Annotated in this window: 12 protein-coding genes; 4 read left to right on the top strand and 8 right to left on the bottom strand. The window is 61.7% G+C overall.

From position 1 onward, the window contains the following. Positions 1 to 8: 8 nt before the first annotated feature. From GZ093_RS00380 to thpR, 3 genes are all read right to left on the bottom strand, one after another. Positions 9 to 2,105: an ATP-dependent helicase gene (locus GZ093_RS00380; RefSeq protein ID WP_296480468.1), complete on the bottom strand. Its 2,097-nt coding sequence runs from the start codon at positions 2,103 to 2,105 to the stop codon at positions 9 to 11. A 113-nt stretch (positions 2,106 to 2,218) separates the two neighbouring features. Next, on the bottom strand, positions 2,219 to 2,620 hold the full coding sequence (locus tag GZ093_RS00385; RefSeq protein ID WP_296480471.1) for a phage holin family protein: 402 nt from the start codon (positions 2,618 to 2,620) through the stop codon (positions 2,219 to 2,221). Between the two features lie 70 nt (positions 2,621 to 2,690). After that, positions 2,691 to 3,221: an RNA 2',3'-cyclic phosphodiesterase gene (gene thpR, locus GZ093_RS00390; protein ID WP_296480473.1), complete on the bottom strand. Its 531-nt coding sequence runs from the start codon at positions 3,219 to 3,221 to the stop codon at positions 2,691 to 2,693. 41 nt (positions 3,222 to 3,262) lie between these two features. Here thpR and GZ093_RS00395 point away from each other — a divergent pair, with 41 nt between their 5' ends. Then, positions 3,263 to 3,937, top strand: a complete 675-nt coding sequence (locus GZ093_RS00395; RefSeq protein ID WP_296480474.1) for an SOS response-associated peptidase — start codon at positions 3,263 to 3,265, stop codon at positions 3,935 to 3,937. 8 nt (positions 3,938 to 3,945) lie between these two features. On the opposite strand, the gene GZ093_RS00400 is transcribed toward GZ093_RS00395, so the two are convergent. Beyond that, positions 3,946 to 5,184 (bottom strand): MFS transporter, encoded by a 1,239-nt coding sequence (locus tag GZ093_RS00400; RefSeq protein WP_296480476.1) that lies wholly within the window; start codon positions 5,182 to 5,184, stop codon positions 3,946 to 3,948. 182 nt (positions 5,185 to 5,366) lie between these two features. Between GZ093_RS00400 and GZ093_RS00405 the strand changes: the two genes are divergently transcribed. Further along, positions 5,367 to 6,323, top strand: coding sequence for a DMT family transporter (locus GZ093_RS00405; RefSeq protein ID WP_296480478.1), 957 nt, complete (start codon positions 5,367 to 5,369; stop codon positions 6,321 to 6,323). 89 nt (positions 6,324 to 6,412) lie between these two features. Here GZ093_RS00405 and GZ093_RS00410 read toward each other — a convergent pair whose 3' ends face one another. The 4 genes from GZ093_RS00410 to dusA all read right to left on the bottom strand — a co-directional run bounded on the left by GZ093_RS00410 (position 6,413) and on the right by dusA (position 8,998). Continuing rightward, a complete protein-coding gene (locus tag GZ093_RS00410) occupies positions 6,413 to 6,700 on the bottom strand; it encodes a DUF3330 domain-containing protein (protein WP_296480480.1) in 288 nt (95 codons plus the stop codon). A gap of 91 nt (positions 6,701 to 6,791) precedes the next feature. Next, positions 6,792 to 6,920 carry a hypothetical protein gene (locus tag GZ093_RS00415; protein ID WP_296480482.1) on the bottom strand — a complete coding sequence of 43 codons (129 nt, stop codon included), beginning with the start codon at positions 6,918 to 6,920 and terminating at the stop codon, positions 6,792 to 6,794. 157 nt (positions 6,921 to 7,077) lie between these two features. Next, complete coding sequence (locus GZ093_RS00420; protein WP_296480484.1) at positions 7,078 to 8,013, bottom strand: DMT family transporter; 936 nt, start codon at positions 8,011 to 8,013, stop codon at positions 7,078 to 7,080. Beyond that, on the bottom strand, positions 8,000 to 8,998 hold the full coding sequence (gene dusA / locus GZ093_RS00425) for a tRNA dihydrouridine(20/20a) synthase DusA (RefSeq protein ID WP_296480486.1): 999 nt from the start codon (positions 8,996 to 8,998) through the stop codon (positions 8,000 to 8,002). Before dusA ends, GZ093_RS00420 begins: the two co-directional genes overlap by 14 nt. Positions 8,999 to 9,218: 220 nt before the next feature. On the opposite strand from dusA, the gene GZ093_RS00430 reads away from it, so the two are divergent. Together GZ093_RS00430 and GZ093_RS00435 are read left to right on the top strand one after the other, a co-directional pair. Further along, positions 9,219 to 9,878: an ABC transporter ATP-binding protein gene (locus GZ093_RS00430; protein ID WP_296480596.1), complete on the top strand. Its 660-nt coding sequence runs from the start codon at positions 9,219 to 9,221 to the stop codon at positions 9,876 to 9,878. A 10-nt stretch (positions 9,879 to 9,888) separates the two neighbouring features. Beyond that, positions 9,889 to 12,252 carry an ABC transporter permease gene (locus GZ093_RS00435; RefSeq protein WP_296480489.1) on the top strand — a complete coding sequence of 788 codons (2,364 nt, stop codon included), beginning with the start codon at positions 9,889 to 9,891 and terminating at the stop codon, positions 12,250 to 12,252. Positions 12,253 to 12,256: the final 4 nt, after the last annotated feature.

Consider the following 12,256-nt stretch of genomic DNA (forward strand, 5'->3'; position numbering starts at 1 on the left):
GTAACCCGCTAGCGCCAGGCCGAACGGGCACGCTCGCGCACTTGGATGCTGGGTAGGCCTGCCTGTGCCCCGGTGACTTCGGCCATCGCTTGTGGCCAGACCAATGTTTCAAATTTTTGCGCGAGTGCCTCGGGAATGAACCGTGTGCGGGCGGCATAAAGGTGGCGGTCACCCAGGGCAGACTGCTGGGTCACATAGAAGCGGTGCGGCACCAGCAGCTGCAGATGCTCTTTGGCGCGGGTCATGGCGACGTAGAGCAGTCGGCGCTCTTCGTCGACCTCGTCTTGCGAGCCCGTGCTCAGGTCCGAGGGGATGCAACCGTCCACCACATTGAGCACATGGACCGAGGTCCACTCCTGCCCCTTGGCCGAATGAATGGTCGATAGGATCACATAGTCCTCGTCGCGGTGCGGCGCGCCTGACTGATCGCTGGTCGCATCCGGCGGGTCCAGCGTGAGTTCACTCAAGAAACGCTCGCGGCTGGCGTAGCTTGATGCGATGCGCTCCAGGTTGTCCACGTCCAAGCGCCTGGCGGCAGCATCGTCATGGAGCCGTTCCAGGTGGGGCCCGTACCAGCGCTTGACCAGATCCATGTCAGCCGGCCAAGCGCGTTGCGGCTGGCGCAATGCGCGGTACAGCAACACAAAGGACTGCCATTCGGTGCTGGCGCTCGCGGGTACTTGGAACGCCTCCAGCGCGGCGGTCGGGTCGGCGGCGACATCCATCGCTTCGAGCAGGCGCGTGGCATGGGCCGGGCCGATGCCCGGGATGAGCTGCACCACGCGAAACCCGGCCATGCGACCGCGCGGGTTCTGGGCAAAGCGCAGGATCGCCAGCAGGTCTTTCACATGTGCCGCTTCGAGAAACTTCAAGCCGCCAAACTTGACGAACGGAATCTGGCGCCGGGTCAGTTCAAGCTCCAGCGCGGCGCTGTGTGACGAGGTGCGAAACAACACCGCTTGCGACTTGAGCGTGAGCCCGGCCTCGCGGTGCTCCAGGATGCGATTGGCCACCCAGCGCGCCTGCTCCGCTTCGTCCGGCACCATGACCAACTGCGGCTGGGTCGAGCCTTTTTTGTCGGTCCAGAGCGTCTTCGAATGGCGTTCGGCTGCCTGCGCGATCACGGCGTTGGACACGTCCAGGATCGGCTGGGAGGAACGGTAGTTGCGTTCCAGCGTCACCAGGCGCGAGGGCTGGCTGAACTGGTGCGGGAAGTCGAGGATGTTGCGCACGGTCGCGCCGCGAAAGCTGTAGATGCTCTGGGCATCGTCACCCACCACCGTGACGCCCTGGCCGGTGGGTTTCAGTCCTCGCACAATGGCCGCCTGCAGCCGGTTGGTATCCTGGTATTCATCGACCATGACATGGTCAAAGCGGGCCCCCACCTCAGCGCCAAGCTGCGGGTCGGCCATCATCTCGGACCAGAACAGTAGCAAGTCATCGTAGTCAAGTACGTTCTGCTCCTGCTTGGCCTCAACGTAGGCACCGAACAGTTGCTTCAGTTCACTTTCCCAATGGGCGCACCAGGGGAACACCTGCCGCAGCACCTGAGCCAACGGCTCCTGACTGTTGACCGTGCGCGAGTAAATGGACAGGCAGGTGCCCTTTTGCGGAAATCGGTTCTTGGTGGAGGACAAACCCAGGTCATGTCGCACCAGGCCGAGCAGATCCTCGGCATCTGCGCGGTCGTGGATGGTGAAGGACTCATCCAGACCAATGCGCGCCGCGTAATCGCGCAGCAGCCGCGCGCCGATGCTGTGAAAGGTGCCGGACCACGGCAGCGACGGCATCTGGCGGGCACTACCCAAACCCAGCACACGATTGAGCACACCACCGACGCGGCGCTCCATCTCGACGGCGGCGCGGCGCGAGAAGGTCAGCAGCAGGATGCGCTGCGGGTCGCCCTGGTGCAGGATCAGGTTGGCGACGCGGTGCGCCAGGGTGTTGGTCTTGCCGGAGCCCGCACCGGCAATGATGAGCAGGGGCCGCGCATCGTCGCTGTCGTCACCCAGCCCGTGCGCGACCGCCAGCCGCTGCTCGGCATTGAGCGACTCGAACGGATCAATGCGAGCGGAAACGCTGGTTTCCAAAAGCGCAGGATTCATGCAATGCAATGGGAAATTGAGACGTCGTAAAACTGTACGTTAACACAGTGTCCAACGCCACTGACCGGAAAGACCGGTCGCTCAGACAGCGGGACGGCCCGCAGCTTGGCGGTTCAGAGCCACCTGCCGCTGTGGGGCATCTGAATCTCATGCGCTGGGCTGTCGCTGGGCAAGATGGCGCCAATCAGCAAGCTGAAAACGGAAATGAAAATACTGGCAAAAAAAGCGGTCCAGAAGCTCGAGACCTTGAAGCCCGAAACCAGAGACGCGACCAGCAGAATCATCAGCGCATTGATCACCAGCAGAAACAGGCCGAAGGTCAAGAACGTCAGGGGCAAGGTCAGGATGATGAGCAGCGGTTTGACAATGGCGTTGGCAAAGCCCAGCAACAGTGCCGAAATGATCAACGACGCGGTGCTGCTAAAACGAATGCCCTGGAACAGCAGGCTGGCGACCCAGAGCGCGATCGCGGTGATGGCCCAATGCAGAAGAAATGGTGTGAGATTGTCGAGCATGAATGTTGTTTGGCTGTTAGTGGGTTGGCAAGCATTTCATCATACTGCCCGCAAAGTCACTTCTTTGCGGTCAGCCGTACTGATGAATCACGCGGTAGCGCTGCTGCCTGTCCCCGGTTGACAGAACCAGCGCATAAGCCGGTACGGGCCACCGCACCGGTGCAAACGCCGTCGGTGGGATCGCCGCGCCAGCATGCCGCGCCAGCGTGACATGGGGCTGATAGGGCCGGCTCTCGACAGGAACATCCAACCCGCGCAGCGCGGCCCCAAGCCGCTCGTACAGCGCCCGCAGCGGCGGTGGCACCACGGTAGCGCCAAGAATCGCCAATCCGTGGGGCCAGAGTAGCGACTGGTCCAGCACCAACTCAAAGGGCTGGAACGGCACAGCGACGCCAGCCGCAAGCCGCTCCACGCGATCGGCATCCATGGCGCCGATGAAATGCAGAGTGATATGCCAGTCGGCGGGCAGACAGGGAACGCACCCGGCCGGCCAGGTCCACTGCTTGGCGTGGGCATTCAGCTGCGATTGAACCGGCTCATCAGCCACCAACGCCAGAAAGAGGCGCTGCTTTCGTGTGACAGGGGGTTTGCCAGGGTCCATCATTCCGTTCTAATCCTACGAAGACACTACAGTATCAGGCCATGTGCAGTCATTACCAAGGCATCAAGGAACGCGAACGCTACCTGCGTCACTTCGGCGTGGCGCCGCCGGGCGACCTGGGCAAGGTCGACCTGTGGCCGGGCTATTTGGGCAGCTTCATCCGGCGCCATCCGCACGCCGAGGTTGGCGATGACGCGGTGCCGCCGCGCGAAGCGCTGGCGGGCTTGTTTGGCCTGGTGCCGCACTGGGCGCTTGATGCCACGATCACGCGCCACACCTACAACGCGCGCAGCGAAACGGTGGCCGCCAAGCCCAGTTTCAGGGAGGCGTGGAAACGCGCCCAGCACTGCATCATCCCGGCCGACGCTTTTTATGAGCCCGACTGGCGCAGCGGCAAGGCCATTCCGACCCGCATTGAACGCGCGGATGGCGCACCGATGGGGTGTGCCGGTTTGTGGTCGTGGTGGAAGTCACCCCAGGGTGAGGTGGTGCACAGCTACACGATGCTGACCATCAATGCCCATGCGCACCCCTTGATGTGCCTCTTTCAAAAACCGACCGATGAGAAACGCATGGTCGTGATCCTGCCCGACGACCGTTATGACGATTGGCTCAAAGCCACACCCGAACACAGTCAGGCCTTCATGCGCCAATACCCGGCGCAGGCGTTGCAGGCGATGCCAGCCGCCGCAAGCCACGGGGCGAAGTCCTCTTGAGACCATGTTCACATCTGCTGCTGAGCAGGTGCAATCGCTGCCGCCGTGCGGCGCCCCACCCCCAGCGCGGCCACCACACTGAGCAGCAGTACCGCCGCTGCGCCAAACAGGGTCGCGCCGTACCAGCCCCGGTCCATGAACACGCCAAACACAAAGGGTGACAGCGCGAAGCCGGTGTCCAGGCCCGAATAAACCAAACCATAAACCCGGCCGGTGGCCCCCTTGGGCGTGGCATTCTTGATCATCATGTCGCGCGAGGGCCCGCCGATGCCGACCGCAAAACCCGTGCCCGCCAACACCACCATGGTGCCGACAGCGCCAAACAGGCCGGTGCCGCACAGCGCGAGCAACACCGCGGCCACTGCCATCGACATGGCGACCACCCGATCACTGTTGGCCGTGCGCGCGGCAATGAAGCCGCCGACAAAGATACCCACTGCGCCGCACAACATGTAGGCGGTTAGCGTCAAGGTGGCCGCCTCAAAGCTCACACCGTGCATGGCTTTGAGAATGGACACTGAAAAGCTCTGCACCACCGCCAGCGTCATGGTCGAGAACAAAAAGAAAGCAAAGCACCACCACACCACCGGCAACTTCATGAACGCCATGCTGTGTTCTGCCGCAAGGTCTGCATGCTGCACCGCCACCTCGGTGCTCAGCTTGTCACGCTGCAAAATCAGCAGCACCAGAATGCCGACGTACATCACGGCAGCGACCAGATAGGCCGTGCGCCAGTTGTACAGACCGCTCAGCGTGACCAGGAAGACCGGTGCCGCTGCCCAGCCCAAATAGCCCGTCAGACCGTGAACGCTGAACGCATGACCCAGGCGGAGGTGGGACACTCTCTGATTCAATATCGTGAAATCAACCGGGTGAAACGTGGCATTGCCCAAGCCCGCCAGTGCGGCCACGCCAACCAGGCCAGCGTAGCCCGTCACGCGGGACGCTCCAACGCACGCCAATACAAAAATACCCAGCGCCACGAATAACAGCGGCCTGGCGCCCAGCCGATCCACCACAAAGCCGGCCAAAGCCTGTCCCAGCCCCGAGACGACAAAAAAAGTGCTCATCAGCAATCCCAACTCGGCGTAGCTCAGGCCAAACTCGGTCATGAAGACCGGGAACAGCGGCGCGAGCAACAGGTGGGCAAAATGGGAACTGGCGTGGGCCAGGCCCACCAAGCCCATGATGGTGGCGTCCTGTTGGAGCGGCACGATGCGGGGAGACTGAAAGGCGATATTGCTCATGCCACGATGGTAAGTGAACTGCTTCAACCCAGCAGCGCGAGCCCCCCGTTGGGTCCCGCCACCGCTGTTCGGCTGGATATTTATATTAAATAAGGCTCTAGCCCACGTAGAATATACGTAAGTAGCTATTATTTATGTAGCATATTTGTTATCCTAATGCAACCGAAGCAAGGTACATCAACGTGAAAAAACACCCTGGCGCCAGCGCCGTGCTGGCGGCACTGGCCGCCGCCGCCCTGTTTGGGGCCAGCACACCCTTGGCCAAGCAATTTGTCGGTGACATGTCGGCCTTGCTGCTGGCGGGCTTGCTGTATTTGGGCAGTGGCGTTGGTTTGCTGGGCTTGCGCGTTTTGCGCGATCGCGCTTGGTGCAACCCAGGGCTGGCGCCCCGCGAATGGCCATGGCTGCTTGGCGCCATCGGCTGCGGAGGTGTAATCGGGCCGACCTTGCTGATGCTGGGGCTGGCGGCTACCGGCGCGGCGACGGCCTCCCTGCTGCTTAACCTGGAAGGCGTGTTGACAGCGCTGCTGGCCTGGTTCATCTTTAAAGAAAACGCGGGTCGGCGCGTGGTGGTTGGCATGGCACTGGTCGTGGCCGGCGGCCTCTTGTTGTCCTGGCCTGGCGCTGTCACTGGCACCAGCGCTGGCGGCATGGGGGCCGCGTTCATTGTGGGCGCCTGCCTGTGCTGGGCCCTCGACAACAACCTGACGCGGCAGGTTGCGAACTCGGATGCCCTGTTTATTGCCGGCCTCAAAGGGATCATTGCGGCGGTGGTCAATATCGGCTTGGCTTTGGCGCTGGGTCAATCCCTGCCAGCGTGGCGCGTGGTGGGGCCTGTCCTGCTGATTGGTTTTTTGGGCTACGGCATCAGCTTGGCACTGTTCGTGTTGGCCCTGCGCGGTCTGGGTGCCGCGCGCACCGGGGCTTACTTCGGCGCAGCGCCCTTCATGGGCGCGGCCATCGCCATTGGCGTGTTCGGTGAGAGCACATCACCCTTGTTCTGGGGCGCCGGGCTGTTCATGGCCGCGGGCCTGTGGCTGCACCTGACGGAACGCCATTCGCACCCGCACTGGCACGGCACATTGCAGCACAGCCACCCGCACTTCCCGGATATGGATCACCGGCATGACCATCCTTGAACCTGCCCGACAAATAGAGAGCAAATCATTGGCGGCACACACCGCAGTGACACGAGGCGAACAGGCGCCGTCGTCAACACTTCAGGGCGTCATGGGTGAGGCTTATCGACTGTCTCATCGATCTTGCCTTGCTGGCTCTTCCACTTGTCATAGCAATCCAGGCCGCAAAAATGCGCCACGTAGTCCGTCGCTTCGGGAACGATGGCTTCGCTGAGGGGCACCTCCTTCAGGCAGATATCGCAGGCGACTTGTTCCACTTGGACTGGTTCGGGTTTATCACTTGTTGTCATCGTTCGCTCCAGGCAATCCAGCCAGTCAACCGAAACGATCCGGTGCCCCGGGCGGGGACTGCAATCCGCAGGGGTGACGTCCAACATCGCAACGGCTTGTTGGTCCAGTTTGCTGCACCGACTGAGCCCGGCATTTGACGTGCAAGCCGACAAACCGCCGCAGCAAACAAAACAAACTTTATGACGCCAGTCGCACCGGCGCTTGATATTTGACAAGTGTCGCGCACATCCATTTGAAACCCATGCCGTCGGTCTTGACGGTCGCCGAGCTGGCGTCTTCCTCATGGGCTGCACTGTCACCAGACATGGACTTTGACTGCAATATGAGCGCATGCGCCACGAGGGTCAATGCAGGACTCTCGAGTACCTGCATAACTACATTTTTTATAGCTTCTCACGCAATATTGACGCGGGCTAGAGCCTGATTTAATACATAAAAAAAATAAATTTCCTGGCTCAGCAGTTCAGCCGACTTCTGCCGAGGCCTGGCTCCGGGTTGGCGTACCTGTAGTGCGCGTCACCAAAAAGACCCCCGGCAAGATCAAGGCCGCTCCCGTGAGATGGTGCCAGCCCAAAGGCTCGTTGAGCACGCCCCAAGCCGCCAATGCGGCATACAGCGGCCCGAGGTAGAGCGTGACGGCGACGCGGCTGGCACCCAGTAATTTTTGCGCCCAGCCATAGCACCAGTAAGCACCCAGCCCTGGCAGCAGCGCCGCGAGCACCGTTAACCAGGTGGCCTGCCAACTCCAGGCGGGCGTGCTGGGCAGGGCCATTTCCCACAGGGCGCACGGCAACAACACCAACACACCGCCGGCGCAAATCGCCGCCAAGCGGGCGGTGGCGCTCAAAGAACTGTGCCATTTTTTTTGCAGCAGCGCGTACAAAGCCCACGACACCATCGCGGCAAAAATCCAGCCGTCACCCGCCACCCACTGGACGCTTGCCAAGGCCGACCACTGGCCCCTCACAACGACGTGCATCACACCCGCCATGGCCACAGCAACACCGACAACCTGCCTGAAAGCGAAGCGTTCACCCAGCCACACCACCGCCCCCAATGCAATCAGCACCGGCGAGGCCGAATAGATCAGTGCAATGTTCATGGCCCCAGTGGTTTTGCCACCCAGGTAGACCCAAGCCCCACAGACCAGCATGCCCAGGAAACCCAGCACGACGTACTGATGCCACACGGCGGCGATGCTGCGTCGCTCACGCCACAGCTCAGCGCGGGCCAGGAACACCAGCATGGCACCCGCCAACGCCCAGCGGCCCAGGGCGAGCGTATAGGGCTCCACCACGCCCGGCGCCTTTCGCGCAACGATGAAATTCACCGCCCACAACGCGGGAATCACCCAGATCAGCGCCTGAGCCACACGATGCCGTGACTCAGGCGGAAACAAGCTGGCCTCCGTGCGCCAATGCCATCACCTCACGCGCTGGCAGGCCTTTGAGCTTGTGATTGCTCCAAACCTGGCGCCAATGACGCGCCCCCGGCAGTCCGTGACGCAGGCCCAGCATATGGCGGGCAATGGTGGGCCAGGCGGTGCCGTGCTCGACGGCCTCATGGCTCATGTAGTCGCACATCTGTGCTTCAACCTCCTCGCGGGTGAGTTCTGTGGCTGCAGCCCCGTAAAACGTCGCATCCCAGGAAGCGAGCCACCACGGGTTGTGATAGGCCTCGCGCCCCAGCATCACCCCGTCCAGATGCGTCAGGTGGCCGGCTATCTGCTCATTGCGGGTAATGCCGCCATTCACGATGACGGTGAGCTGGGGAAAATCTTGTTTGAGCCGATAGGCCAATTCATAGCGCAAGGGTGGCACCTCACGGTTTTCCTTCGGTGAGAGGCCTTTGAGCCAGGCATTGCGGGCGTGCACGATGAAGGTATGACAGCCAGCCTCGCCGACCGTGCCCACAAAATCACGCACAAAGTCGTAGCTCTCGGTTTTGTCGATGCCAATGCGGTGTTTCACGGTGACCGGCACCTGCACGGCATCGACCATCGCCTTGACGCAATCCGCCACCAACTGCGGCTCAGCCATCAGGCAGGCGCCAAATGAGCCACGCTGCACCCGCTCACTCGGGCAGCCGCAATTGAGGTTGATCTCGTCGTAACCCCACTGCTCGCCCAGGCGGGCGCAATGGGCCAGGTCCGCCGGCTCGCTGCCGCCGAGTTGGAGCGCGAGTGGATGCTCTTGGACGTTGTAGCGCAGGTGGCGCGGCACATCGCCATGCATCAAGGCGCCGGTGGTCACCATTTCGGTGTACAGCAGCGCGCGGTGCGTCAGCAGGCGATGAAAGTAGCGGCAATGGCGATCAGTCCAGTCCAACATCGGGGCAACGGACAGCCTCCAGCGGTCGGGGGGAACGGGTTTCGGGCTCAGCATGGGCTGAATTATCCCAGTCTTGTCACAAGCCGCAGATACATGACAAACATCAATTGCCGCAGCCCTGATGCATGGCACATTGTCGAATGGAACTGCCCACTGCAAGGCCCAGACTGTGCTTGACCCCCCACTCACCCACCAGACCACCGACGAAACACCCGTTGATGATGCCGGTCGGCCCGCTGTTTTCACTGCAAAAGCCTTGAGCAAGACCTACCAGATGGGCGAGGTGAAAGTCCACGCCCTCGTGGATGTCGATCTGACGATTTATCGCGGCGAATTCATCGTCCTGCTAGGCCCGTCAGGCAGCGGAAAATCAACTTTGCTGAACATATTGGGAGGGCTGGACCGACCGACCAGCGGCATCGCCCGTTTTGCCGAACATGACCTCACAGCGGCGACCGAGTCGCAGCTGACGCAATACCGGCGCGAGCATGTGGGCTTTGTGTTTCAGTTCTACAACCTGATACCCAGCCTGACCGTGCGCGAGAACGTTGAATTGGTCACCGATATTGCTGACAACCCCATGCCCGCCGATGAAGCCCTCGGTCTCGTCGGTCTGGCCGAGCGGTTGGACCACTTCCCATCCCAGCTGTCCGGCGGCGAGCAGCAGCGTGTGGCCATTGCACGGGCCATCGTCAAACGCCCAGAGGTGTTGCTGTGCGACGAACCGACTGGCGCGCTGGACTATGTGACCGGAAAACTGGTGCTCGAAGTGATCGAACGCGTCAACCGGGAACTGGGCACAACCGCCATCGTCATTACGCACAATGCCGCGATTGCCGGCATGTCAGATCGCGTGCTGTACCTGGGCGGCGGGCGCATCCAGCGTGTTGAGAAAAACGCCCACAAGCTCAAACCGTCCGAGCTATCCTGGTAAAGGCTCCCTGGTGAAAGCGCTGGACCGCAAGCTACTCAGGGATCTGCGCTTGATGTGGAGCCAGGCGCTAACCATCGCGCTGGTCGTCGCCAGCAGCGTGGCAGGTTTTATCACGACCTTCAGCGCCTACGATGCCCTGTCCTGGTCGCGCGATCTGTATTACGCCGACGCACGTTTTGCCGATGTGTTTGCCACGCTCAAGCGGGCGCCCCTCTCTCTGGAGCGTCAGTTGGAGACCATTGCCGGCGCAGCCCATGTCGAAACTTCGCTGACCGAGCTTGTACCAGTCACCATACCGAATGTGGCAGACCCTATCGTTGGCCGCCTGATTGGGCTTGACGCTCGGGCACCGCAACGTCTGAACAAGGTGCATCTGCGCAGCGGGCGCATGATCGAGGCGCATCGCAGTGGCGCCATCGAAGCGCTGGTGTCAGAAGGCTTTGCGGTGGGACGCCAGCTCAAACCCGGTGACCGCATTGGCGCGCTGGTCAACGGCAAGCGTGAGGAATTGCTGATTGTGGGCGTTGCACTGTCGCCCGAGTACATTTTCGCGGGCATGGCCGGTTCACCCGATCAGCGCGGCTTTGGCGTCTTCTGGGTCGACCGGCGGGCTCTGGCCGCTGCCTACAACATGGAAGGCGCCTTCAACCAGGTGGCGGTGCGCCTTGGCCCAGGGGCGACCGAAGGCCCCATCATCGACCAGCTAGACCGCTTGCTCACGCCCTATGGCGGAATCAGCGCCCATGGCCGTGATCTGCAGATGTCGCACATGATTCTCAACTCCGAGATCAAGGAGCAGCGTGTGCTCGGCACGGTATTGCCCAGTATTTTTCTGGCCGTGGCTGGGTTCTTGCTGCATGTGGTTCTCAGCCGGCAGATTGCGACACAGCGCGAACAGATTGCCGCCTTGAAGGCGCTGGGCTATGAGAACCAGGCCATTGGTCTGCACTATTTGAAACTGGTGTCGGTGATTGTGGTGTTGGGGCTGGCCATGGGCCTGGCCTTGGGAGCGGCGCTAGGGCACTGGTTTGTAGGCATCTATGCGGATGTGTTCCGTTTTCCGGAATTGAACTATCGGGTCAAGCCGGCGCTCATTCTCGCCGCGGTCGGCGTCACCATGTCGGCCGCGGTGCTGGCGACGCTGGGTGCCATTCGGGCCACGGTACAGTTGGCGCCCGCCGAAGCCATGCGCCCACCCGCCCCTGGCACCTACAGGCCGATGCTGATCGAAAAACTGGGCTTGCGCCACTGGTTCTCGCCGGCGGTTCGCATGATCTTGCGAACCATGGAGCGCCGCCCGCTGCGCACCGGGCTGACCATCTTCGGTATTGCCGTGGCGATGGCGATCGTGATCACTGGCGCCTTCTGGCGCGACTCGATCGCGGTCTTGATGGGCACCCAGTTCAATCAGGTGCTGCGGGGGGATGTGACGATCAGTCTGATCGAGGCGACGCCGGCCCGCATCCAGCATGAAATGGCCAGACTGCCGCATGTCACCGCGGTGGAAGGCGTCCGCACGGTCGCCGCGCGACTTGTCAACGCCAATCACACCTGGCGCGGCGCGATCCAGGGAAAACCTGAACAGCCCGAACTGCACCGCATCGTCGGTCTGGAACACCAGGTGTTCAATCCGCCGCATAACGGATTGCTTCTGACCGACCGCCTGGCGGATCGCCTCAGGGTCAAACCGGGCGACACGTTGCGGCTGGAGCTTCTGGAAGGGCGGCGTGAAGCGCTGGACATCAAGGTAGCGGACGTCGTGACCGAGATGCTGGGCATGAACGCCTACATCGAACGGCACGCATTGAACACCCTCCTTCGGGAGGGCGATATCGTCAATCAGCTCACCGTCGCCGTGGACCGTGGGCATGACGCAGACCTGTTGAACGAGCTCAAAGAGCTTCCGCGGGTCGCGGTAGCTTTCAGCAAGTCTGTCATGAAACAGAACATTGAGGACGTCACCGCGCGCAATCTGATGGTGTTCAGCGGCATTCTGACCGCATTTGCGACCATCATCGCCATCGGCGTGGTCTACAACAACGCCCGCATCGCGCTGGCAGAACGGGCCTGGGAGCTGGCCAGTCTGCGGGTGCTCGGATTCACCCGGGGCGAAGTCTCGGCCTTTCTGCTCGGCGAACTGGCCATTGAAATCGTGCTGGCCACACCCTTGGGAATGGCACTGGGCTACTTTTTGGCATCGACCATCGTCGGCTTGATCAAGACGGATGAATTCTATTTTCCTTTCGTGATCCAGCCCGCCACCTACGCCTACGCTGTACTGTGCGTGTTCGGTGCCGGCATTGTCAGCGCGCTCATCGTGCGCCGCCGGGTGGATACGCTGGATCTGGTTGGTGTACTGAAGACGCGCGAATAGGAAG

Origin of the sequence: Rhodoferax sp., assembly GCF_010365055.1 — a bacterium.
Taxonomy (GTDB): domain Bacteria; phylum Pseudomonadota; class Gammaproteobacteria; order Burkholderiales; family Burkholderiaceae_C; genus Rhodoferax.